Here is a 25,533-nt window from a genome sequence, read left to right as displayed (position 1 = left end):
TAGCTCTTTATCTTTTTATAACGACATATCCTGTTGAAGGCTTCTTGCCTTTTCCCCAATCCAGATTATAGAAATAGGTGCCATCTGGTAATGTGTTATCATTTCCAATCAGCATACCTGTATTTGCTGTACCTTTCCAGACTTTAATGTTATTATCATATCCATTTGCTTCATAAACAAGATTACCCCAACGATTGAAAATATTTACCTTGTTATCCGGGTATGCCTCTATACCGTCAATATACCAGGTGTCATTGATACCATCTCCATTAGGGGAAAAGGAAGTGTATATCTTCATCTTCAAAAACTCTCCAAGGTAATATGCCTCTGAAGTTCTCTCAGGACAAGTTCCGGATTTCACAACTGCTCTATAAAAATTATCAATTGACCTTATTGAAAATTTGTACAAAGAATCTGTGCTTACCATTGGTGCATATGTAATTCCATCACCGCTTGACTCCCAGCGTACTATATCCCCCGTATAATCTTCAAGCTTAAGCACACCTCCTGAAGCGGTGCTGTCTTCCAATAACAAGGTACCACCAACTGTCATTGGAGAATTATCAACAGATAATATAAACGCATCGGAAGTATCTGCAGGACAACTACCATTTTGCACAATTATTTTATATCCTGTAGGAGTTGAAATGTTGTTATACTCCAATTCCTTTTCTCCAGAATTTTTTGCAGATGCTGTTAAAAAATTATTTCCTGAAACCAGCCACGATTTAACAGTTCCTTCAACTCCAACTGCTGTAATAGTGCCGGAATTTGCTCCATTACAAACTAGTGTGGCCGGTGATTCCAGTGTACCTGCTACACTAGCCGGGTTAACTATGGCTTTGACTTCAACCTTAGGACTTTCACAATTTTCATCAAAAGAAGAAACGAAATAGGAAGTACTCGCAATCAGATTACCTAAATCAAACTCCTTACCTGTGCTAATTATTTCCTGACTATTAGTTTCATACCAGTTAAATTGCCCCGTGGAACCCGACGCCTGTAGTTTTACCTCACCTGCTCCACACCTTGATACATCTGCAGTAAAAGGGATAGTTGGAATGGTATCAACTCTCACTGTTACAGGCACCTTTTCACTTTTACATCCGTCCAGACCAACAGCCACATACATAGTCGTAGTGGCAATAGCATTGATTTGATATTCAGCACCGGAATATTTGACTTCACTAGAATCTGGAACGAACCACAAATATTCTCCATCTGCAGGAGCTCCGGAAGCTGCAAGTGTTACTGTTTGGCTCCCGCAAATTTTTTGGTCTTCTGTTATTGGAAGCTCAGGCTTGGGTTTTATAACCGCATTCACCGCAACTCTGGTGGTGTTTTCGCAACCCTGAGCCTCTGATGTAACATAATAAGTAGTATCATTTTCAAGATAAGAAGTCACCATTACTTCTCCTGAACCAGTGCTTAGCCCTCCTTCACTTCCTTTGTACCATAGAAGTTTTCCTACATTAGCAGAAGCATTGAGCGTCACTCTTCCAGGACCACAGCTGAATCCATGATCTGGAACAGGAAGCTGGGGGAATGGTTTCACAATAGCCAAGACCTCTGTTTTCTCAGAACTTTCACATCCATTAAAATAGGAAGCTACTGCGAATACAGAATTCTTTGTTATGTTAATTTTTAAGGTATCATTATGCTCATCTGCAACTTGTGCTTCTCCATTATACCAAATGAATGAGTCTGCTCCTGAAGCAATTGCCCTTAATTCAACATTACCTCCTCCACAAATCGTATCATTTATAGTAACCGGTTTGTCAGGTAACGATTTTACTATGGCAGTAACAATAGTTCTGGATGAACTAGAACATCCTTCCGTTTCAGAAGAAACATAGTAAGAAGTGGTAACTGGCAAATTACTAATGTTAAACGCCTTACCTTCATTGATCGATACTGAACTCGTATCTGATGTATACCACTTAAAGTTTTCTGCAATACCATCCGCTTTTAAAATCATCGCCCTCGTATTAACGCATGCAGAATCTGAAACTGTTACCGGAGCTTCTGGCAAGGGCTTAACATATGCTGTTACTTCCGTTTTAGCACTTTCACAACCAAGAGTATCCACAGAGCTCACATAAAATTTTGTAGTAGCAGTTATGAATGGGGTCTGATAATCTGCAAGGGTTGTATCAACAGGAATTTCAGTATTTGAATCTCCAGTATACCAGTAATATTTATCAGGAGAATTTTTAGCTGAAAGAAGAACACTACCCTGTTTACATACCGAGCTCTCTACTCCTTCAGGATTTGATGGTATAGGATTGATATGCACATCTACCTTCGTTTTTTCCTGACTTTCACATCCCTGTGCAACAGAAGATACATAGTAAGATCTGGTTTCCGTTACAGTGTTCACTTCTAACGTATCATTGTGAGTTGCAAAAGGACTTCCATTTTCTGCTTCATACCATTTATACTCATCAAAACCTGAGGCTGTAAGGGTTACAGGACCTGGTCCACATCTTTTGCTTCCTATAGCATTAGGTTTTAAAGGACTAGGATTTACAAGTGCCAATACAGGAGTTCTGGTACTTTTACATCCATTGTTATCCAGAGAAGCTACATAGTAGGTGTAAGTAGAACTTAAATTTACAGTTAAAGAATTGCCTGATCCAATAGAGTCGTTGCCAACCAAAGTTGAATACCAAATAAAGTTCTCGAAATTACCGCTGGCCTTTAGTATTAGAGTGGTTTCACTTTCACAAATTGTATCACCTGCAACTGATGGTTCATCTGGTAAAGGATTTACCAATGCCGTAACAGGTACACGTTCACTTTTGCAATTATCCTTTTCTGCCAATACATAAAAGAGTTTGGAAGCAGATAAAGAATCTGTGAGATAATCAGGACTATTTTTAAGTTCCAATGTACTTGTTTCAGTCTCGTACCAAAAATAATTTCCAGCAGAGCCTGAGGCAGACAAAGCTACCTTTCCCCCTCCACAGACAGGAGTAACATTTGCCTTCGGAGCCGGAGGAATGTCATTTAACGTGACAATAAGTGGAGTTTTAGTTTCACTTTCACATCCGTTAAGGCTTGATTCCACATAAAATGTGGTAGTTCTGGAAATGTTATTAATTGCAATAGATTGACTTTCTCCTAACAAAACATTCAGACTATCATACCATTTGTATGATTCCGGAGATCCGAAAGCTGAGAGTGTCATGCTGCCAGCAACACATGTCGCCGTATCTTTAACTGTCGGAGCTGGAGGTAAAGGCTTAATAAATGCCTCTACTATCGTTTTGGAGCTTTTACACCCAGCACTATCTGCAACCACATAAAATGTAGAGTCGGATTTTACATATGCCTTATAGGTTGCAGAACTACCTAGCAAAGAGTCTTTGCTGGAATACCATAAATAATTTTGGGAAAGTCCTGTTACTGAAAGGTCAATATTACCGGAACCGCAGATGTAATTAGGAACTGAAACAGGTGCTTCCGGATTCTTGGTAAAAGAAACTGTTAATTTTGCTCTATCCTGACTTTCACATTTCTGACTACTAATGGAAGAAACATAATATGAAACCGTTGAAGATATAGAAGATAAAAATTTATCTCCCTTATTCACTGCCATTGAACTATCATCGTCTTCCTGATTATACCAACGATAAGTATCCGGACTTCCTGAAGCGGTAAGCGTTATACTTTGTACCCCACAAATACTTGTATCCTTCACTGTCGGAATTGATGGAAGCGGGTTTATCGTAACAAATACAGGTTTCTTAATACTTTCACAACCATGTACAATAGATGAAACATAGAATATAGAATCTGACTCAATAATTCCTGTCGGCAATTCCTGCCGATTTCCTATTTCATGATTTCCAGTATCATACCATTTAAAAGTTCCTGAAGAAGCTGATGCTTTGAGCTTCACCTCCCCCTCACCACAAAGGGCTGTATCTTTAGCGGTTGGTTGCACAGGAAAATCCAGAATCAAAGCCTGAACCTGAGTCCGGTCACTGCTTTCACATCCCTTATCGCTGACAGCACTAACAAAATAATATTGAGTAGTACTAATATCATGTGCTGTAAAAGTTGCTCCGGAATCAAGCTTTGTCGCTGATAATGCATCAGAATACCAGTAATAATCGGAAGCTCCGGAAGCCAAAAGATCTAAATCCCCTTTTCCACAGCTGGAATCACCCACTGCAATAGGTTTCGCTGGTATAGGATTGATGGTAGCCAATACTCCTACTCTATTGCTCTGGCATCCGTTTTCCTGAGATGCTACATAATATGTCTTATTCCCATTGAGGCTTTCTGTTGTATAGCTTCCCAAACTGTCGAGGGGAGCCCCTCCACTTAAACCTGAGTACCATTTATATTTATTCTCAGATGATCCTGTAGCAGATAGAACAACGTCTCCCGGACCGCACCTAGAACCATCAATGGGAGTTGGTTCCCCCGGAATTGTTTTAATTGTTGCGGTAACCACTGTTTTTTCTTCGCTGTAGCAACCAAGATTACTTTTTGCAAGGACATAAAAATGAGTGGTGGTAGTCAAGGACTGAGTTTTATATATAGTCCCGGTAAACAAAGAATCGCCATTTACATCTTTTGAATACCAAATAAATTCGTTTGCCCCTCCGGAAGCTTCAAGGTCGACCGTTCCTGGTCCACAATTAGAACCGTCCTTTACAATTGGAGAAGACGGGACTTGGTTTATGATGGCATTAATCTTAGTTCTTCCATCACTTTCACAGCCTTCTGTGCTTACAGATGACACATAATATTTAGTATTCGTTACAATCGAATCGGTATTATATGTTGGTAGAAATCCTTGAACAACAGTACTTGTAGAGTCAAGATACCATTTGAATGTGGAATTAGGCAAAGCTGCGGAGAGTTGTACACTTCCCGGTCCACATCTTGATCCGTCAATTACAGAAGGTAAAGAAGGTTTTGAAAAGATAGTTGCAACTACATCAACTCTATTACTCTGGCAGCCATCTTCCTGAGAGGCTACATAATAAGTCTGGCTGTTGGATAGATTTTTTGCCGTGAATATTTCCAGGCTGTCCAGTGCAGAACCTCCTATTTCAGATGTATACCATTTATATTTATTTTCCGATGATCCTTTTGCAGAAAGAACGACGTCTCCCGGACCACATCTTGAGCTATCAACAGGAGTCGGTTCATCCGGAATTGCTTTAATCGTTGCCGTCACTTTGGTTTTGTCTGTACTAAAGCAGCCAAGACTACTTTTGGCAAGGACATAAAAATCAGTAGTACTAGTCAGTGACTTTGTTTTATACTTATCACCAGTATATAAGGAGTCTCCATTTATAGCTTCTGAATACCAGATAAATTCATTTGCAGATCCATAGGCTTCAAGGTCGACTGTTCCCGGACCACAGTTATAACCATCTTTTACAGATGGTGAAGAAGGAAGCAGATTTATAATAGCGTTAATCTTTGTTCTTCCATTACTTTCGCAGCCATCTGTGCTTACAGATGAGACATAATATTTAGTATTGGTTAAAATCGAATCGGTATTATAAATTGGTAGAGTTCCCTGAACCAAAGTACTTGTTGAATCAAGATACCAATTAAATGAGGTCGTTGAAGCTGAAGCTTCAAGCTTAACTCTTCCAGGGCCGCACCTCGACACATCACTTCCGGTTGGCAATGCCGGTTGGGTTAATATAGTTGCAACTACAGGTATTCTGCTACTTGAACAACTTAAAGAATCCGAAGAAACATAATAGGTCGTTGTTGAACTTATGCTCGGAGCATATGTAGCTAAATTTGAAAGTACTATCTGATCTGTATTGTCTTTAAACCACTTATAACTTCCTGTTACTCCTGATACTGAAAGATTCACTACTCCTGGTCCGCAATGTGTTCCGTTAGCAGCTAAAGGTAAAGCAGGAATCTTTTTCACTATTGCCTGAACAGGTGTCTTGCTTCCACTTTCGCACCCCTCAAAGCTCATGGCGCTTACATAATAGATTGTAGTTGAAGTTAAAACACCTGTAGAAAAAGAAGCTCCAGTACCTATAACTGGCCCTGTTCCTGGTGGATTATACCATTTGTATCCAGATGATGAGCCAGTAGCCTTTAATGTAACAGATCCACTTCCGCATGTCGAATCCGGAATTCCGACTGGACTTGTAGGTCGTGTATGGAGACTTGCAGTTACCTTAAATCTTCCACTCTCGCAACCTGCAGCAGAAGCTGCAACATAATAAATTTTAGTAGCGGTAAGATTAGGAATAACAAAATTGGAACCATAATAAACAGGGGTACCTGCCTGATCGACGTCATACCATATATACCCACCGGCAGAACCACCGGCAGTCAATATAATTTCTCCCGGATCACATATAAATGCATCCGCTGAAGTCGGAACAGGAGGAGATGCAGTAATATTAACATTCACAGCTGTTCTTGGAGTGCTTTCACATCCATTGCCATCGTATGAAGTAACATAAAATGTTCTGTTGGCTTTAATTTTAGAAGGTGTTGTATAAGAAGGTCCACCTGCAAAGGATGTTGCAGTTACATTATCATTATACCACCTGTAATCACTAATACCTGATGGACCTGAAGCGGTCAATGTAACAACTGCAGAGTCACATATCGGACTTGGAGAAACTGTCGTAGTGGTTGGTTGGGCAGGTAATGAATTTACGGTAACAGTGATTGGTTCGGAAGTCGCAGTGCAACCGGTAGCTGTTGTAGTAGTTACAGTATAGGTTCCGGCAGTTGAAACAGTGATTGCATTCGTTGTCTGACCACCTGGCGCCCAGATATATGTTGTTGCAACATTTGACGTAAGGGTAACAGATTTCCCAAGACAGAAGTTTGTAGCCCCGCTTTTAGCTACGATAGGTTTGAGACAGGATTGCAAAGTAAAAATACCGAAGGAACTCACCTGGCCAGTACTTTCGACAAATCCACTTGTTGCATTTCCACTTGTCAATGCTCCTCCTCTTCCCAGGTCTATCCATTGGGAAGAGCTCCAATAGGTAACTTTATATGTGGTATATTCAGATAATAACTCACATTTTCCAGCACCATATGATAACCTTACCCTGGGTTGACTTGAACCAGCCTCTCTTTTCAAATTCCAATATTCGCAGTTGCTTACTTCTTGAACTCCTGGTCCTTTACTTGCAAAATTATAGTCAGGTTGCTTAGCTCCCTGATTGAAATATTGCGCAATAAAAATATCTCCACTTCCTCCAGTTGTAATGCCCATAGGTCTGTAATAGGTTCCATCACCAATAGGAAAATCAAATGTTCCCGATCCGTTTTTTTGGACAGGACCATTAACGTGACTAGCATGTGAAGCTCCAGAAACAGTGGCTCCCGACCTGATTATCATTAAATTTGTAGCTGAGGAAATAAATTTCCCATTGGTAAATGCAAGTGAATTAGAAACACTAACTACAGAAACTAAAGAATCTTTACCGTTTTTGTTAATAGCCAAATTGTAAAATATTTCTCCCCCGGTTGCAGTGCATTTTATCTGATTTTTTCCACTGCCAATAAAAATAACAGTACTCAGGTTTTCGCTAAAAGCAGTGCCATTTGTACTAGTGTTATTCCAGTCTCCTCCAACTCTAATAATCGGTGCCTGTGTGTTAACATAGCCATTTGTATTCAGATTAAAATTTCCATCGACTGTTATTATTGCAGAAAAAAAGTCTGTGGATGATGCTGTAGAATTACTGCAACCAGAACAACCAATATCAATATCTCCTCTTACATGAAGACTATCATCATTGTCTACATTTGTATATGAAACTCCTGAAACCATGTTTCCGGTAATCTTCAAGTTAAGGCAAGATACTTTGCCTTTTTGCTTTATCTGTGTTCCATTTGCCAGTGCTAAGATAGTACAGTTATAATCATACCCGGGCAAGTCCTGAGCACTGCCACGATTAAAAACTAAATTTGAAAGAGTGATTGTGCTTCCTGCTGTAATAGACAATGGAGCACTGTGATACAAATAAATATTTCTGTTAGAAGCATCAAGTACCCCTCCATTAAATGTCAAAACCCAGTTAACCCCAAAATCATTGTCTATTTTAATATTTTGGTTAGGGAATGCAAAACTCAAACTGTAAAATCTTCGAATAGATAGATCCGCAGCAGCCGCATTGGTTCTTATTGTTGCGCTACTTGTTACAACAACCGTTCCTTGCCTATAAAGAAAATGATCTGCTGCTTCATTGTTATTATCAAAAAAAGCATAACCACTAAGATTGCTGCCTGTCAAAGTCATGGTACGACCATCGTTTACATCGCCAGTAGAACTTACATCAAAAGTTTTACCCGCATCAATATATAAGCTGAGAAGTCTGAAATTTCCGGCACTAGAAGGTCTCAAAATTACATTTTGATTTGCTGGCCCTGAAACGCTAAAATTTGGAAGTGTATTATTCGCAAATGGTGTAAAAGTATAAACTTCAGCGACAGATACGGATGTACCAAATTGTACTGTTCCTCCTGATGAAGTAACAGTTCCATTAGTCCCGCATACTGCAAAATCAGACCTGGCCCCTCCATTACGTCTTGAAAAAGTGATTAAGCCTTCAGTCATTTTAAATATACTACCTGCAACATCTGTAACCTTGAATGATTCTCTGCTGGGCTGAGCAGCACCGGTATTTAAAGTAACTGTACTAGTCGCTCCGCTCATATCAAAAGAAAAAGGATAGTTAGCGGCAGCCCCATCATCAAAAGAATTGATACCCTGATAGGAATTTAAAAGGCCTCCTGTAATTTTTATATAAGGAATATTTCCTCCAGACTGACTGTATCTTAAACTATTTGGAGAAGTTCCATTTGTCCTCCCGACATTAACTGTCCCCCCTGTAATTTCAAGCCCCCCCTGAAGCAAAAGATGATTCCCGGCGGCCGCAATATTCAAAGTACCATTCGCTACTTTAACAATCGTATTGGTATTGATTGTAAAGTCTGGAGTAGCAGAGGCCATATTAAATGTCCTGTTACAATTATGAAAATATGTTCCCTGAGTGAGGGTCCAGACTCCGGAATTGAAGTTTGTAAAAAATGCTGGTGCCTGTACTTCAAAGACCGAAAGCCTTGCGGATTTATTCATTGTAACAGCAAATAGATTCCATGTCCCGCTACCGGAGACAACGGTATTGCCACCGCCATTAAAAATCAGAGAGACATTACTTGTAGTACTTTTCCAGAAATCAACTGATCCATTATTGGTAAATGATCCTGCCAGATTAAGCGTATGAGTTATGGTCCCTGCTACAGCCTGGAAAGTTCCCCCGGAATTCACAGTCAGATTTCCAGATACTGTTAGATTGCTGATAGTTGAAGCTGCAAAACTCAGATTTCCACTTGCATTTATTGTAAGATCATTTACAGTAACTGTGGAACTGAGTATAACTGCAGAGCAGATAAAAACATTATCGCTAGCTTGCGGAATTCCTGATGCAGTGGCAGATCCCCCACAAGCATCGGTCACCCAATTTGAAGGAGTTTCCCATGCACCTGCGGAAACAGAATAAAAGTTCGCTCCTCTTGCATTGGTAACAAGAAAAAAGAAAATTAGAAATGCCAGACCTACTGACCTCGATATTTTAGCACATACCAAAGCTTTCATGCTTGTATGATTATTTTTCAATCAGTTAAAATATGTCTTTATATGAAAATAATGAAGATCTGTACTAAGCTTAGTCAGTACAGATCTTAACGATTTTTTATCAGTTCATGGAATAGCAGAAGAAGCCCCCTATCTTCAGTTTCCGGACCTGATTTTTAATTTAGAACCAATTCGGCAGTTTTTTTAAACTCAAGTACGAAAACAGACCCCTTATTCAATTCGCTTTCTACTTTTATAATACCGCCAAGTCTTTCAACATTGTATTTGACTATATATAAGCCAAGACCTGAACCTGCAGAGTTTTCGCTTATTTTATAAAACATATCAAATATCTTAGGCAAATGCTCCGGCTCAATCCCCATCCCATTATCTTCAAACCTGAACTCCGTCTTTTCATCATCTGAGCTGGCGCTTATTTTAAGATATTTATCACCTTTGCTGTTATCAGCATATTTGATCGCATTCTCAACAAAATTCTGAACTACAGAATAAAACAGATTATAATCTGAAGTGAAATCAATTGTTTCAGGAATTTCAATATCAATATTTACATTTCCATATCCCTCTATGTTTTTATAGCTGTTCACTACCTCCTGCACTAATCCGCTTACATTAATTTTTGAGTTATTAATTTCAACTTTCTTAGCTTTTGAAAGGAATAATAAATCAGAAACCAGCTTGTCTAGTTTGGTAATACTCTTATGGATGTGGGTAAATAGCTCAAGCGAATTTTCATCTTTCACACTTGTAAGTCCAAGTTTGGAAAGCCCAAGAAGTGATTTCAGCGGACCTTTAATATCATGAGAAGCTTTGTATACAAACATGTCAAGCTGCTGATTCTGCTCCTCTATCATTGCTTTCTGCTTATCACTTTCTATTAATTTCTCAGACAGCGTATCTTTAATATCACCTAACTCACCGTTAGATAATTCAAGTTGCTTTTTCTGCCTTCTCATCTTTCTGGCAATAGAATAGAATACCACCGCAAGCAATAGTAAAGCAACCGCAATGATACTGGAAATTATAATCGTTCTTTTAACCTTCTTCTCTGCCTGTATTCTTTGTCTTTCTGCTGCCTGAAGTTTCCTTATCGCGATGTAATTGATAGAATCCTTCTGCATGATGATAAACTTAAGACGTTCTATAAAAGACATAGTCTTTTCTTCTGCCTTGTTGTATGCAAGAGAGTTTTCAATAAGTGACCTTTCAAGCTTACTTACATATTTCTGTAATTCCCCTCTTTGTTCATCCGTCAGGTTTTTTTCGTTTCTAAGCTTATTGGTGATATGGTCAATCTCATCTCTGATTTTGGAATTGCTTTCAACCAATCTTCTCCGCTCTTCAACTATTTCAGCAGATATCTTTTCAAACTCCTCTTTATACTGATCAAAAATCATGGAATCTAGCTGCTCCTGGGTAAGAGCCAGAATGCTTTCCATACTCATGGTATCTTTAGTATTGTCTGTCAGAGCAGGCTTTGGTAATTCAACTACTTCAGGCATCAGAGTCAATACATAAGTCTGCTCCTTTTCCGCAAAGTTGATTTTATCAAGATTATAACCGTCAACCATGAAATCTTCAGGGACAAACCTCTTTTTAGGAATTCGGGCAATTCCCTTTTTATCTGTATGATATTCCTCTCCTGCATACTCAAGTATGTGATTGGCCATAACAGAGCCGGAATCATTTAAAAGCTTTATGATTAACTCCTTAAGGAAATATTCATTCTTCTTGACTCTTATTTCAATTTCTTTGTCTTCTTCGTAAAAAATATATTCGTCGATTACAAAGCCTGCTTTGTCAAGAACAACCTTAATAGGCATCTCAAGCTCCTTAGCAGGTCTGAATTTGAATAGTCCTGATTTGTTAGTTAAAAAAAATTTGCTCCCTTCGATGGAGATCTTAGCAGCTGAAACAGGTTTATCCTTCTCATCAATCACAACAACTTTCACTGAATCCACGGGCAAGGCATATGCATATCCTATACTGCCTATAAGTGAAATCAGAAAAGCTATCAAAACAATCTTTCTCATCTTAAATTTCAGGGTCTTCTCTTTCTTTACCTCTTTACGTAATTTCTAAATGCTAGATACATCAAAAAATAAATTTCTGCTAGTCAACTTTTTATATTTAATCGAAAAGATCATCGTTGTACTCAATTAGCGTGCTTTTATTTAAATTTGTATTTTAAAATTTATGATTCGTCTTAAACATTTTGATCTCAAAATCGGCGCTGAAATTTTCAAAGCCTTCAGCGACGAATCCAGAATCCGGATCATGAACCTCATATTCAGGAATAAAGAAATGTGCATTTCAGATCTGGAACTCATTCTTGATTTTACTCAGACCAAGACCAGCCGTCAATTAAGCACCCTTAAGAATTCCGGAGTGCTGAGATACAAGAAGGTAGACCAGTGGGCATATTATTTCATCAATGAAACATATTATGAAATAATTGCTCAGTTATTTACTTTCCTTGAAAAAGACCCATTATTACTTAAAGATCAGGAGGAATACAGAACGCTGTACTCCAACAACGAACTTGCAGTCAGGAAATTACACAACAAGCTAAAAATATATCACCTGCCTGAACTTTAGAAGACAAATTTTATTTATTTTATTGATTATCTTCCACGAAAAATAAATTTCTAAAAAACAACCCCAAAAACAGGATTATACCAGGATGAAATATAAAAAACATATATTTATTTGTACTAACCAGAAAGAAGAAGGAAAAAAATGCTGCGGCGAAAAACGTGGTATGGAACTGGTTGAAGAGTTCAAAAAACTTGTAAAGGACAACAAACTCAACTCTGAAGTAAGAGCTCAAAGAGCCGGATGTTTTGACGTTTGCGCTTTCGGTCCTGCAGTTGTGGTCTACCCTGAAGGTATATTTTATGGCAACGTTCAGCCTGAAGATGTTAAAGAAATATTTGACGAGCATATCGTAAACGACAGACCTGTTGAGCGCCTTAAGCTAAACTTCTAAATACATTATGAATCACCTGAAACACATTTTTTTCGATCTGGACCACACCCTATGGGATTTCGATAAAAATTGTTTTGAAACATTAAGGGAGTTGTATGAGCTGCATCAAATGCATTCATTCAACTCCTTCTCCTGTAATGATTTCTTTGAAGTCTATACGGAGATCAATGAATCTCTCTGGAAAGACTACAATGCTGGCACTATAACCAAGGAGATCATCAGGGATAAAAGATTTATTCTGACCTTTAACAAATTAGGACTTTCGGAGAAATTTGTCCCTGAAAAAATCAATGAACAGTTTCTTTCCATTTGTCCAGCCAAGGGAAATGTTTTTCCATTTGCCCTTGAAGTACTTGAATATCTTAAAAATAAATATCAGCTACATATCATCACCAACGGTTTCAAGGAGACGCAGCACATAAAGCTGGAAACCTCCGGGCTTAGCAAATATTTCCCGATTGTCATTAATTCAGAAATCTGCGGATTTAAAAAACCTGACGTGAAGATATTTGATTATGCATTTAAAGTAACCAGTGCAACCAATAGCGACAGCATCATGATCGGTGACGATTGGGATGCTGATATAACAGGTGCAATGAATGCAGGGATGCCTTATATTTGGTTTAATCCCAAGCAAAGAAGCAATTCTTTTGTACCTGAAAACGAAATTACCTGCCTGAGCGAACTTTATAAAGTTTTATAAAACCTTATACTATGGAAACCTTTGATCTTGAAAACTACATTGCTATTAATGAAAGTACCTGTGACTATGAGCCCGGCTCTCCGGAACGAGCACGATTAATAGAGGCAATAAAAGATGCAAGGTCCAAGGTATTGGATATACCGATGATCATCGGAGGCAAGGCTTTTAAAACCGACACTAAGAAGAAAATTACGCCTCCGCATGATCACCAACATACGCTTGGTTATTTTTATGAGGGATCAAGTGATCATGTCAACAAGGCTATAAAATCTGCCATGACAGCAAAGGAAAGCTGGGCAATGAAATCTCCGGAAGATCGTGCTCAGATATTCCTGAAAGCTGCGGACTTAGTCTCCGGTCCATATAGGGCAAAGCTAAATGCGGCTACCATGTTGGGCCAATCCAAAAATGTCTATCAGGCAGAGATTGATTCTGCCTGCGAAATGATTGACTTTTTGCGATTTAATGTAACGTTCATGCAGGATATTTATAAGGTCCAGCCTTTTTCTCCTGAGGGTGTAAAAAATCATATTGAATACAGACCACTAGAGGGTTTTGTATTCGCGCTTACGCCTTTCAACTTTACAGCAATAGCCGGAAACCTTCCAGCAGCACCAGCTCTGATGGGAAATACTGTAGTGTGGAAACCTGCCTTTACTCAAATATATTCTGCAAATATCCTTATGGAAATCTTCAGGGAAGCCGGTCTTCCTGATGGGGTCATTAACATGATCTTTGTAGATGGTCCCGTAGCAGGAGAAGTAATATTTTCACATCCTGATTTCGGAGGTATTCATTTTACAGGCAGTACAAAGGTATTTCAGACTATATGGAAAACAATAGGAGAAAATATCGGAAGATATAAATCTTACCCTAGAATAGTTGGTGAAACCGGTGGAAAGGATTTTGTAATCGCACATTCTTCCTGCAATATAAAGGCGCTATCTACAGCACTTGTAAGAGGAGCATTTGAATACCAGGGGCAAAAATGTTCTGCAGCATCCAGAGCATATATTCCGGCGGAACTTTGGCCAGAGGTAAAAGATCTTATGGCAAAAGACCTGGCAGAAATAAAGACAGGACCTGTTGAAGACTTCACCAATCTTATCAATGCAGTGATTGATGAAAAGGCTTTTGACAAAATTACTTCATATATAACAAAGGCAAAGAAGAGTGAGGAAGCGGAAGTTCTCTTTGGCGGAACGTTCGACAAGTCGAAAGGATATTTTATACAGCCAACGGTAATCCTCGCGAAAAACCCAAAATATGTAACCATGTGTGAAGAGATCTTCGGACCTGTGCTTACTATTTATCTTTATGAAGGCAGCAAGTTTGAGGCTATACTGGGAACCGCTAATACAACATCTCCCTATGCCCTTACAGGGGCGGTGTTTGCTGAAGACAATAATGCAATTAACCTTGCGAAAAAAGTGCTTTATAATGCTGCGGGTAATTTTTACATTAATGACAAACCAACAGGAGCTGTAGTAAACCAACAGCCCTTTGGAGGCGCAAGGGCTTCTGGTACCAACGACAAAGCTGGTTCTATGCTGAATCTTGTAAGATGGGTTTCCCCGAGAGTGATAAAGGAAAATTTTAATCCACCGACAGATTACAGGTATCCTTTTATGGAAGAGAAATAAGGCATGCTATAATCATAAGGTATAGATTTAAAGATCAATTTAAAGTGGGCTTAAACTTTGCAGTCTGCAATAATTGATACAAGAAATTAGTCAGACTCAAATGAGTCTGACTAATGTTTCAAGCCCCATACCTCTTGACCCTTTGATAAGTATAGTAGAATCCTTTAGTTTATTTCCTTCTACAAACTTCTCCAGTTCAGCTTTTTCAGAAAAATATTTTGCTGACTTCAATTCTTCAGAAGCATACTTCATCATCTTTCCGCAAAGGAATACAGAGTCAAATTGAAGGGCCCCTATTAGCTTACCAAGGTTTCTATGCTCCCCTTCACTTTGCTCTCCTAGTTCAAACATATCTCCCAATACCATAACCTTCTTATTGGCAGTAGACATGGCCGCAAAGTTTTCTATAGCTGCCTTCATACTTGAAGGATTAGCATTGTAGGCATCCAATATAAGCGTAAGATCTTCCTTTTTGATTACCTGTGAACGATTGTTTTCAGGATTATAGGAGGCAATAGCCTCATTGGCGGATTCGGCAGGAACCTTGAAATACTTACCTATACAAAGCGCCCCAGCAATGTTAGGGAAGTTATAAGCACCTAAAAGTTGTGTATTTACAACTGTTCCATCCTCCGTTTTGAATCGGATAAAAGGTGAAGCGTCTATAAATGAGCATTCATAAAAATTACCTTTATTTGGATAAGTTACAGGAGCTGAAAACTTTGAAATGCTTTTCAATATCTCATCATTCGTGTTCAGGAATATATTTTTTCCCGAACCCAGCAAATAGTCGTACAACTCTCCTTTCCCCTTCTTAACGCCTTCCTCGCCTCCGAACCCTTCCAAGTGAGCCTTTCCGATATTGGTGATCAAACCAAAATCAGGCTCCGCAATCTTGCAATACCCTTCAATTTCTTTCTGATGATTTGCCCCCATTTCAACAATGCCCAATTCTATGGTTTCATCCATTGCCAGAAGTGTCAGAGGGATTCCTATGTGATTGTTAAGGTTGCCTCTTGTTGCATAGGTTTTATACTTTTTTGCAAGCACTGCATTGACAAGCTCTTTAGTTGTCGTTTTCCCATTCGATCCGGTTATCGCAACGATTGGTATGGCAAGTTGCTTTCTGTGAAAATTTGCCAGCTGCTGCAATGCTGCCAATACATCTTCTACAAGGATAAATCTATCATCCTTTTTGAACTGAGCTTCATCAATTACTGCATATTTTGCACCTTGTTTCAAGGCTTCTTCAGCAAAAGTATTACCATTAAAATTAGGACCTTTCAGGGCAAAAAACATGCAGTCCTTTTCAATCTTTCTTGTATCTGTAGAAACTGAACGTGTTTCTTTATATTTCTGATAAATTTGATTTATTTCCATATCTTCTAACAAACTTAAAGGGCAAGTTAGGCAAAAACGGTATTTAAAATTACTTTGTTTTCAAATTAACCATGAATACAATCATTTTCTTTTCAATTTCTTCTGGTCAGGATTTTCAATATGGAAATACATTACTAACCAGCCTTAAAGAGCAATTTCCCTCTGCAACTTTTTTTGATTTTGACAATTACAGTGATGCTGTTCTTTACGGGTACTTTTCGAAAATTCTGGAAGAAAATAAGAAAGAGAATAAAAATACATTGGTTATCATAGAGGCTTTGGACAATGTCTCTAAGGGAATTATTCCCTTCTGCGAAACATTACTGAGATCAAAAGAATATCTGACTGCAATTTTAATTGGAGAACATGCGATCGTTGAAAAAATGCTGGCTTCTTTAAAATCATTTGCTAAAATTAAGAATCCAAATGTTCAGGACTTAATTGCTTTCATTCAAAGCTCAAGCTCAAATGAATCGGCATCCAGATGAGCAGGGAATTTTTGCCGGAATGCATTTAAATGCTCTGCGCTTAATGTTATTGTTTTAAGCTCTTCACGATCATTAAGCTCTTCAATATATTCACCAACAGGACCAATCACTGCACTATCTCCTGAATACTCCAAATCTTTTCCATCAGTCCCTATCCTGTTTACTCCAGCCACATAAGATATATTTTCGATAGCCCTTGCCCTTAAAAGAGTTTTCCATGCTACATTTCTTGCAGCAGGCCAGTTTGCTACATATATCAGAAGATCATATTCATTTTGACGGTTTCTGCTAAATACTGGAAATCTAAGATCATAACAGACTAAAGGACAAATTTTCCAGCCTTTTATTTCTTTAATGAGTTTTTTAATTCCAGCCGTGTACACCTTGTCTTCACCAGCCATTCTGAAGAGATGCCTTTTGTCATATGCATCAAAACTTCCGTCTGGCTCCATCCAAATCAGACGATTATGAAATTTATCCCCCTCCTTGATTATAACACTTCCAGTAATGACAGCTTTCTTTTGCGCAGCCATCTGCTTCATCCATTTAAAAGCAGTCAGGTTCATGGGTTCGGCAAGTTCAGCCGCATCCATCGAAAAACCTGTAGTAAACATTTCCGGAAGGATAATAAGATCAGATTGCTCTTTCATCTGCCAGAGCTTCTCTTCAAGCATGGCAAGGTTAGCCCCACTATTTTTCCAGAAAAGAGGTGTTTGAACCAGAGTTATCTTCAGATCCTGCATAGCTTTCTCGCGGCGTTTTCAAGGGTTTCATCTTCTTTAGCAAAGCAAAACCTTATAATGCTGTCATCTTTTTTGGTGTGATAAAAAACGGAAATCGGTATGCAGGCAACTCCTGATTCTCTTGTGAGCCTTGCAGCGAAATCAACATCAGACTCATTGGCAATATCTCCGAAATTCATCAATTGAAAATATGTTCCTGAAGATGGTATTCCTTTAAACCTGGACCTACTCATAAGATTCAGAAACAAATCTCTCTTTCTTTGATAAAAATCAGGCAATCCAAGATACTCTTCTTTTTTCTCCAGGAAATCAGCAAGGGCATACTGCATGGGAGTAGGTACACTGAACGTATTGTACTGATGGACTTTTCTGAATTCAGTTGAAAGATGCTCTGGGGCGATACAATATCCCATTCTCCAACCGGTGGTGTGATAAGTCTTACCAAAAGAACTGATCACAAAGCTTCTTTCTCTCAACTCAGGATATTTCAAAAAGCTATGATGCTCAGCTCTGTCAAATATGATATGCTCATATACCTCATCGCTTAGTATAGTGATATCTGTATCTCTGACGAGCTCGGTTAAAGCGTCAATATCTTGTTTTGATATTATTGCCCCCGTAGGATTGTGGGGGGAATTTATTATAATCAGAGAGGTTTTTTCAGTGATCTTTTTTCTTACCAGATCCCAGTCTATTTTATAGTCAGGATATTGCAATTCAATAAATACAGGCTTGCCACCGGAAAGCTGGATGGCAGGGATATAACAATCAAACGCTGGTTCAAAAATGATTACTTCATCACCTGGTTTTACGATCGATGTAATAGCGGTATAACAAGCCTCTGTGGCACCACAGGTAAGAGTGACTTCTTTATCAGGATCAACTGAAGCTCCATACAACTCTTTTGACTTAACAGCTATTTTTTCTCTTAAAACCTGAACACCGGTCATTGGAGCATACTGATTAAAGCCTTTTTTCATATAAAAGGTAACCAAGTCGACCAGGTCGTTTGAACATTTAAAATCCGGAAAACCCTGTGCAAGATTAATAGCATTATAATCTCTGGCCATCTGTGACATAATCGTAAAGATTGTCGTACCGATGTCAGGCAGCTTGGATCCCGTACTTTTTGTAATCATGTTATTTTTTAACTGGAAACTTCATTTTATAGGAAACATCCACAATCCCCTTACTAATATTAGTAAGTTTATTTTTCATGAGTCTCTTTTTAATAGAAGAAAGATGATCAACAAACAGAACACCTTCTATGTGATCATATTCATGTTGGATTATTCTAGCCCTGATGCCCTCGTAAGTTTCTTCACGCTCCACCCAGTTTTCATCAAAATAGCGGATAGTTAACTGAAATGGTCTGAAGACCTCAGACCTGACCCCTGGAATACTCAGGCAGCCCTCATCATATGGCCAATCTTCACCGGTTTCCTCTATAATTTCTGGATTTATAAAAGCTTTTTTGAAATCATCCAACCCTTCTTCCATCGGACTTCCGTCAACTACAAATATTCTTTGATTAAGCCCAATTTGCGGACCAGCCAACCCAACTCCATTAGCGTTGTACATAGTCTCAAACATATCAGCAACTAATTGCTTCAAATCAGTTCCTTTTTCAAAATCAACAGCCCGCTTCTTCAATACCGGGTCACCGTAAGCTACTATAGGGTATATCATAAATTATTAATGCAAAAACAAATATAACCAATCCACCATAGAATTCCCTTGGAAATTCTTTTTAGAAAACAACAATTTATAAAATTTAAAAATTCTCAATTATTGGTTTAATGGTATCCTATCCAAAAAACAAAGCAGGCAGTCGGGAGAAGACTGCCTGCTTTAGCTACTTTTTTACCTGGGGACCTTGCGATTAAAGTAAACTTGAATCTTCAAATTTTGTTTGGAAAATAGCAAGATTCAACCTTCAAATTAAATAATAAATCTGAAGAAATTCAGAATAGTTCCCTTATTTTCCTTTTTTAATAGATATATAGTTCAAAAAAATCGACAGCCGACCTGAACAATCATAAGTTTTTTTTGCATTTTTGAATTATAATAAAGCATATAGAGTTTATAGATAATGCTATCCAAAAAGACAAGGTACGCTATCAAGGCCCTCACCAAACTAGCAAAAGAGTTCCAGAAAGGACCAATTCTTATTAGTGACATTTCCAAAACTGAACGTATTCCTCAGAAATTTCTGGAGGCTATACTTTTAGAGCTCAAAAATGCTGGCATTTTAAATAGCAAAAAAGGAAAAGGTGGTGGCTATTATTTGATAAAAAAGCCAGAAGAAGTAGATCTTGCCAATATTATCCGTTTGTTTGACGGAGCCATTGCACTCCTTCCTTGTGTCAGCATTAAATATTACGAAAGATGTGATGAGTGTGTTGATGAAACTTTATGTGGATTCAGAGATATTATCAGAGAAGTAAGGGATAACACTTTAAAAATTTTAAAAGAAAGTACCTTACAAGACATTATCCAAAGAGAAGACAGTTTAAAAGCTTAAATATTCTTTATTTCTTTAAACTAAGAAGAGGCAGCCTGAATTTCAGACTGCCTTTTTTATTTCTATTTTAATGCAATTGCAATCTATATGGAAGGAAAGCCGCAATTCACATATTACTCTTCCCTATATTTTTATGCATGGTTTAAATTATATGGGTGATATAAAACCTCTTTAAGGTATTTATGATTGACCAAAAACTCTTGAACAGAGAGACAGGTTGCCCTTATCTTAATATGATTTGCTTTGACAAAATCGAGTACATAATTCAGGAGAATCTCTTTCCCTGATTCATCAATTTCGGCATTCGGTATTGTGGTGTAATAAAAATCCCAGAATTTATGCCCCAGCATCCTATAGCTGGTTGAAAACTCTTTTCCATCGTGGGTTAGGACAAATTTATGCTGAATATTATCGTGAAATAATTCCATAGAAGACTGATTTTTTTAGTTCCATTATGTAAGGTCTGAGTGTAGGTCCCTTTGTTTTCTCTCTCCCAAAACATTAAATAAATTTTGTTAGTTCGACGTTTCCCAAATCCTCATGTTGGGGTGTTTTTCAACGAATTTTCAAGTCAGGCAAAAATACAAACACCTCATTAACAACATCATATAAAGTTGGCATATTTTTCTAATATCAGACTGTTATTAATTTATTTATTACCTTAAAACCTATAATTATTATGAAAAAGTTAACTGCCGTTGCTTTCGTTGTTGCATTCTCTGGTGTTGTATTTTTAAGCAAAGCTCAGAATAGTGTAAGTCTTAAAGGACAATCTGGAATTTTAACTGATACAACTAAGAAAGCACAAAAAGCTAAGCCTGTAGCAAGCAATCCAGAAGTAAGTGACTCTACAAAATCTAAAAAATAGTTTTTTAAGTCCCCCTTAATTTTGATTAAATGAAGTCATCCACGGATGACTTTATTTTTTTATTAAAAATTAGTTCTTTTGAATGAATACTTTCCACAAACTTTACCAAACTGTATTCAAACTCCACAGATTGTAGCTTTTTTCCACACATTAAAATTTGATTAGAAATACAAACAACTGAATAATAGCAACATACATTTGTGGCACGTTTTTTCTATAAGTAGTATAGCAAGGCCATTAAAATAAATATAAATGCTGGGATCAAGTGTAGTTGCAGCCTTTTCATTTGGGACGTTAATGAGAAGAATTCAAATGAAAGAGCGCTATAAGGTACAGCAGATTATTTTAAAGTCCCATATTGAACCCAAAGAAGTTAAAGTCAGACCAGAAATGGTGAAGGCTCAAAGATAATTTTTTTAGTCCCCTTTAATTATGATTGAATAAGGCCATCCTAAGCGATGGCTTTATTTTTTATCAGACACAACAGAAGAAAAAATTAAGTAACTTTAAACTTGACTAATCTTCATTTACTATGGATGCCAAAAAATTCAAATCATCCATTCGCACTAAAATTCTTTTAGGATTCGGATCCGCAGTTATAGTAGCGTTAATTGCAGGAATCACCGTATTTCAGTCTTTTAAAGACCTTACATATTCTCTTAACTTTTTATCAAAGCCTGACACTAAGATCATAAAGCTTAATGATATTCTGGCGGACCTTTCCGGTATAGAAAACAATATCAGAGCTTACTCTGTAACAAAAGACAGTACTTATCTTGATCACTATTCCAATTATTGTAAAGAAGTTGAAAATGATCTGGACTCTCTAAAAAACCTCAGTCAAGCTCTAAGTGTAGAAGAGGCGGATCTTAACAACATGACTTTTTTATGGGAAGAGAAAAAGAAGCATCATCAGAAATTAATAAAGCTTTTTGAAAAAAAACCTGAAGCCAGCATACCAGCCAGTCTTCTTCGTAAACTATATGCTAATCCTGACAGTCCTCAATATATAGTTACAAAGAAAATAGTTACTACTAAAATCATTCAGCAGGCGGCACCAACTGAAGATTCAGCAGAAAAGGATCTGGAATTAAAAGAGAATGATGCCGGTAAAAAATCTTTATTGAATTCTGTAAAAAAAATTTTCCGAAGAAAAGTAAAAGAAGATACGCTTCCTGTAATCGCACAAACTCCTACTGTATTTCGAGAAACCAATACTATTATAGATACTATAAAAAATGAAAAGGAGCCTGCGCTTCAAAAAAAAGAGACAGTAGTACAAATAATTTCTCACCTCAAAAATGAAGATTTAAAATCTCAGCAACTACTTGCTCAAAATGAATCAGAAATTATTGAAAATGACAATCTCCTCATAGAAAAAATTCGTGAAATCATCATAAACCTAAAAAACAAAGAGCAGAAAAGGACTGACGCAAATATTACCAAGGCAAAAGGAGTAGTAAAAGAATCTTTGATAAAGATATTTTCATTGGGCATCATAGGAATAGCCTCCATCTTGATTTTCAGCTTAATGATTATGGGTGATGTTAAAAGAAGTAATTTTCACAAGAATCAACTTATGGATGCAAAAACACAGGCAGAAGATCTTGCCCGGACAAAAGAACTTTTCCTTGCAACCATGAGCCATGAAATCAGAACACCTCTGAACTCTATTCTGGGTTTTACAGAACAGCTTTCACAAACTAACTTACTTAACAGACAGAAATATTTTCTGCAAGCAATCAACAATTCCACTTCGCACCTTTTGTTGCTGGTGAATGATATACTTGATATTTCAAGAATAGAATCTGGGAAGATAGAGTTTGAAAAAACGGTTTTCAATCTAAAAGATATCATTGAAAACGTTTATGATTCTTTCTTCTTAAAAGCTGCAGAGAAAGAGCTTTTATTTTCCTTTAATGATGAAAATATCAACTACCCATTTCTCAATGGTGATCCGTTAAGATTGAAACAAATAATTTACAATCTGGTAAGCAATGCACTTAAGTTTACAGAAGAAGGCAAGGTTCAGCTTCATTGCTCAGCTTTGGCACTGGAAAATAATAAGTGCAGAGTAAGCATAGTTGTTACTGATACCGGTATTGGAATATCTCCTGACAAGATACATTCAATCTTTGAATCATTTAATCAAGGCGATTCAAGCATTACGAGGAAATTCGGAGGATCGGGCTTGGGACTTGCTATTTGCAAAAAATTAGTGGAAATGCAGGGAGGAGAAATAAGAGTTAAAAGCGTGCTGGGTTCAGGGTCCGAATTTCATTTCTTTATTGATTATGAAATTTCCGCAGAAGAGTACATCCAGGTTACAAAGCCAAAGTTTACTGCCTTTGGTAGCTTTAAGGATCTGAAGATACTGATTGCTGAAGATGATGAGTTTAACTTATTGCTCTTTCATACCATTATTTCAAAATGGAATATGAAAGCCAAACTTGTGTCCAATGGGGAAGAAGCCTTCTCCGCAGCGCTGCAGGAACCATTTGACATCATCATTACAGATGTGCATATGCCTGGTATGAGCGGTTTTGATCTTGTCAAAAAATTAAAGAATCATAAAGACCTCAAAAAAATTCCTGTTATTGCCACCACTGCCAATGTAGTAAAGGATGCACTTCAGAAAGCCCAAAGCAGTTTTGATGCAGTTGTTCTTAAACCATTCAAAGAGGATGAGCTGGCTGAGGCAATTTATCAGTTTGTTCCGCACTCAGATAAGGAAAACATTTTATCTAAAGAAGAGGAATTAACAACCAATCAGGAAAACATTCTTGAGGATTTTATTAAGTTTTCTGACGGAGACATACAAGCCCTTTCTGTAATGATAGATACCTTCATTCAATCGGCCTCTTCACAAATAGAAAATCTTGAAGGATACTCAAAAGATAAAGATTGGGGGAAAATAAAATTTGCTGCTCACAAAATGATTCCTGGCTTTGGCCACTTGAAAAATCAGGAACTTACAGAGCTTTTGAAAGAACTTGAAAACTACCTTGAACTAAAAGAGCGCCCGGATGAAGTTTTGGTAGAGGAAATGGTTAATAAAATTAATTATAAAGGGAAAATACAGATAGATAATCTACTCAGAGAAAAAGCAAAAATAACCCAATCTTAAATATCTATATTAAAAAGTTTAAGTTTATTATAGAGTGTCTTTCTGTCTATATTTAATATTCTGGCAGCACTGGATTTATTATATTTAACTTTTTCCAGAACACTGAGAATGTATTCCCTTTCCTGTTTTAAACTTGCAGCTTTCAGATCGTATCCTCCAAAGGTGTGCTCACCTGCTGAACCATTTGACACTCTTAATTCATAAGGAATAATTTCAGGAGAAATGACTGATTGGCCGGCAGAGTCTGTCATCAAAACAGTTTTCTTTACTACATTTTTTAACTCTCTTAAGTTACCAGGCCATGAGTATTTTACCATTATATCCATTGCTTCCTTTGAAAAGCCCTCAATAGATTTTCCCAATTCTTTATTGGCATCCTTCATAAATTTGAGAATAAAGCCTTCAATATCTTCTTTGCGTTCTCTAAGGGAAGGGACTGAAACTGAGAATTCATTTAATCTGTGATAAAGGTCCTCACGAAACAAGCCTTTGGCAACCGAATCTTTAAGGTTATCGTTAGTTGCAGCTATGATTCGCACATCTATTTCCTGGCTCTTTCCTGCCCCTACTCTTCTTATTTGTCTTTCCTGAATAACCCGTAGCAACATTACCTGAACTTCCATTGATAAATTACCAATTTCATCCAGGAAAATTGATCCTCCATCTGCTAGTTCAAAATGACCTGTTTTATCAAATCCTGCACCTGTAAATGCACCTTTTACATGACCAAACAATTCGCTCGGCCCAAGTTCCGCAGACAAAACTCCGCAATCAATTGCTACAAAAGGCTTTTTACTTCGCTTGCTCCTTGCATGAATTAGCCTAGCAGCAAATTCTTTTCCCGTCCCGCTTTCTCCATTAATTAGTACTGAAAGATTTGTAGGAGCAACAAGTTCTATTGCTTTTAATGTTTCAAGAGAGGACTTACTTTTCCCATAATGGTAAAATGAAGTATCTTCTTCGGTTGATGGTTCCTTGGAAACTTTATTTTCTGATTTTAAAGCTGATTGAATGGCAACAATCAGTTCATCTGTATTAACAGGTTTTGTGATATACTCATAAGCACCCGACTTTATAGCTTTTACTGCAGTTCTGACATCTACAAAACTTGTCATTAAAATTAAAGGCAGGTCCGGAGTCAGATTTTTTATTTCTTTAAGAAGCTCGAGACCATTGATATCGGGTAATCTGAGGTCTACCAGACAAAGGGAAAAAAGTGTTTTTTTTATAGTTCTAAGGGCATCAGAAGAAGTCCCCACAGAAGTAACTAAGAAATTATTCTTGGTAAGAAATGTTTCCAGCATTATGCGGAATACAGGATCGTCATCTATAACTAGTATGTGTTTCAAACCAATTATTAGTCTTTAATGATCTTTAAATTTAAAAAAAAATATCAAATTCAGAAAAGGTTAATGCACTATTAGCTTAGCACTTTAAATCAAAATT

The 25,533-nt window shown here is 37.5% G+C and carries 17 protein-coding genes; 9 read left to right on the top strand and 8 right to left on the bottom strand.

The features are described 5' to 3' along the window. Positions 1-7 precede the first annotated feature (7 nt). Together K350_RS0119730 and K350_RS31500 are read right to left on the bottom strand one after the other, a co-directional pair. On the bottom strand, positions 8-9,643 hold the full coding sequence (locus tag K350_RS0119730; protein WP_156027107.1) for a T9SS type B sorting domain-containing protein: 9,636 nt from the start codon (positions 9,641-9,643) through the stop codon (positions 8-10). A 134-nt stretch (positions 9,644-9,777) separates the two neighbouring features. Further along, positions 9,778-11,655 carry an ATP-binding protein gene (locus K350_RS31500; RefSeq protein WP_051313388.1) on the bottom strand — a complete coding sequence of 626 codons (1,878 nt, stop codon included), beginning with the start codon at positions 11,653-11,655 and terminating at the stop codon, positions 9,778-9,780. A 163-nt stretch (positions 11,656-11,818) separates the two neighbouring features. Between K350_RS31500 and K350_RS0119720 the strand changes: the two genes are divergently transcribed. The 4 genes from K350_RS0119720 (at position 11,819) to pruA (ending at position 14,957) form a co-directional block, all read left to right on the top strand. Continuing rightward, positions 11,819-12,220, top strand: coding sequence for a metalloregulator ArsR/SmtB family transcription factor (locus K350_RS0119720; protein ID WP_081671079.1), 402 nt, complete (start codon positions 11,819-11,821; stop codon positions 12,218-12,220). A gap of 85 nt (positions 12,221-12,305) precedes the next feature. After that, entirely contained in the window at positions 12,306-12,611 is a 306-nt protein-coding gene (locus K350_RS0119715) for a (2Fe-2S) ferredoxin domain-containing protein (protein WP_028981359.1), read from the top strand. Positions 12,612-12,618: 7 nt separating this feature from the next. Continuing rightward, positions 12,619-13,314, top strand: a complete 696-nt coding sequence (locus tag K350_RS0119710; RefSeq protein WP_028981358.1) for a YjjG family noncanonical pyrimidine nucleotidase — start codon at positions 12,619-12,621, stop codon at positions 13,312-13,314. Positions 13,315-13,325: 11 nt separating this feature from the next. Further along, the gene (gene pruA / locus K350_RS0119705) at positions 13,326-14,957 is read left to right on the top strand and encodes an L-glutamate gamma-semialdehyde dehydrogenase (RefSeq protein ID WP_051313386.1); all 1,632 of its coding nucleotides are present in this window, start codon (positions 13,326-13,328) and stop codon (positions 14,955-14,957) included. Between the two features lie 96 nt (positions 14,958-15,053). Here the strand turns inward: pruA and K350_RS0119700 are convergent, their stop codons facing one another. Continuing rightward, positions 15,054-16,337 (bottom strand): UDP-N-acetylmuramoyl-tripeptide--D-alanyl-D-alanine ligase, encoded by a 1,284-nt coding sequence (locus K350_RS0119700; RefSeq protein WP_028981356.1) that lies wholly within the window; start codon positions 16,335-16,337, stop codon positions 15,054-15,056. A 71-nt stretch (positions 16,338-16,408) separates the two neighbouring features. Here K350_RS0119700 and K350_RS0119695 point away from each other — a divergent pair, with 71 nt between their 5' ends. Continuing rightward, positions 16,409-16,825 carry a hypothetical protein gene (locus tag K350_RS0119695; RefSeq protein ID WP_028981355.1) on the top strand — a complete coding sequence of 139 codons (417 nt, stop codon included), beginning with the start codon at positions 16,409-16,411 and terminating at the stop codon, positions 16,823-16,825. Here the strand turns inward: K350_RS0119695 and K350_RS0119690 are convergent. The 3 genes from K350_RS0119690 to def are packed head-to-tail and all read right to left on the bottom strand — an operon-like array spanning position 16,789 to position 19,257. Further along, positions 16,789-17,568, bottom strand: a complete 780-nt coding sequence (locus K350_RS0119690) for an amidohydrolase (RefSeq protein WP_028981354.1) — start codon at positions 17,566-17,568, stop codon at positions 16,789-16,791. The genes K350_RS0119695 and K350_RS0119690 overlap by 37 nt on opposite strands. Continuing rightward, positions 17,556-18,707 carry a methionine aminotransferase gene (locus tag K350_RS0119685; protein ID WP_028981353.1) on the bottom strand — a complete coding sequence of 384 codons (1,152 nt, stop codon included), beginning with the start codon at positions 18,705-18,707 and terminating at the stop codon, positions 17,556-17,558. The genes K350_RS0119690 and K350_RS0119685 overlap by 13 nt, the downstream gene beginning before the upstream one ends. Position 18,708: 1 nt before the next feature. Then, positions 18,709-19,257, bottom strand: a complete 549-nt coding sequence (def, locus tag K350_RS0119680) for a peptide deformylase (RefSeq protein ID WP_028981352.1) — start codon at positions 19,255-19,257, stop codon at positions 18,709-18,711. Positions 19,258-19,660: 403 nt separating this feature from the next. On the opposite strand from def, the gene K350_RS0119675 reads away from it, so the two are divergent. Continuing rightward, positions 19,661-20,092, top strand: coding sequence for an RrF2 family transcriptional regulator (locus K350_RS0119675; protein WP_028981351.1), 432 nt, complete (start codon positions 19,661-19,663; stop codon positions 20,090-20,092). A gap of 131 nt (positions 20,093-20,223) precedes the next feature. On the opposite strand, the gene K350_RS0119670 is transcribed toward K350_RS0119675, so the two are convergent. Next, positions 20,224-20,520 carry a hypothetical protein gene (locus K350_RS0119670; protein ID WP_028981350.1) on the bottom strand — a complete coding sequence of 99 codons (297 nt, stop codon included), beginning with the start codon at positions 20,518-20,520 and terminating at the stop codon, positions 20,224-20,226. A 251-nt stretch (positions 20,521-20,771) separates the two neighbouring features. Here K350_RS0119670 and K350_RS0119665 point away from each other — a divergent pair, with 251 nt between their 5' ends. The 3 genes from K350_RS0119665 to K350_RS0119655 all read left to right on the top strand — a co-directional run bounded on the left by K350_RS0119665 (position 20,772) and on the right by K350_RS0119655 (position 24,087). Further along, complete coding sequence (locus tag K350_RS0119665; protein ID WP_028981349.1) at positions 20,772-20,960, top strand: hypothetical protein; 189 nt, start codon at positions 20,772-20,774, stop codon at positions 20,958-20,960. Between the two features lie 252 nt (positions 20,961-21,212). Then, the gene (locus K350_RS32435; RefSeq protein ID WP_156027106.1) at positions 21,213-21,371 is read left to right on the top strand and encodes a hypothetical protein; all 159 of its coding nucleotides are present in this window, start codon (positions 21,213-21,215) and stop codon (positions 21,369-21,371) included. Positions 21,372-21,492: 121 nt separating this feature from the next. Then, the gene (locus K350_RS0119655) at positions 21,493-24,087 is read left to right on the top strand and encodes an ATP-binding protein (RefSeq protein WP_028981348.1); all 2,595 of its coding nucleotides are present in this window, start codon (positions 21,493-21,495) and stop codon (positions 24,085-24,087) included. Here K350_RS0119655 and K350_RS0119650 read toward each other — a convergent pair. Further along, complete coding sequence (locus K350_RS0119650; RefSeq protein ID WP_028981347.1) at positions 24,084-25,436, bottom strand: sigma-54-dependent transcriptional regulator; 1,353 nt, start codon at positions 25,434-25,436, stop codon at positions 24,084-24,086. The two genes, K350_RS0119655 and K350_RS0119650, sit on opposite strands and share 4 nt — an antisense overlap. Between the last annotated feature and the right edge of the window lie 97 nt (positions 25,437-25,533).

The organism is Sporocytophaga myxococcoides DSM 11118, from assembly GCF_000426725.1.
Classification (GTDB): domain Bacteria; phylum Bacteroidota; class Bacteroidia; order Cytophagales; family Cytophagaceae; genus Sporocytophaga; species Sporocytophaga myxococcoides.
The sequence above is the reverse complement of the archived record's forward strand: the minus strand, read 5'-3'. Positions and strand labels throughout refer to the sequence as shown.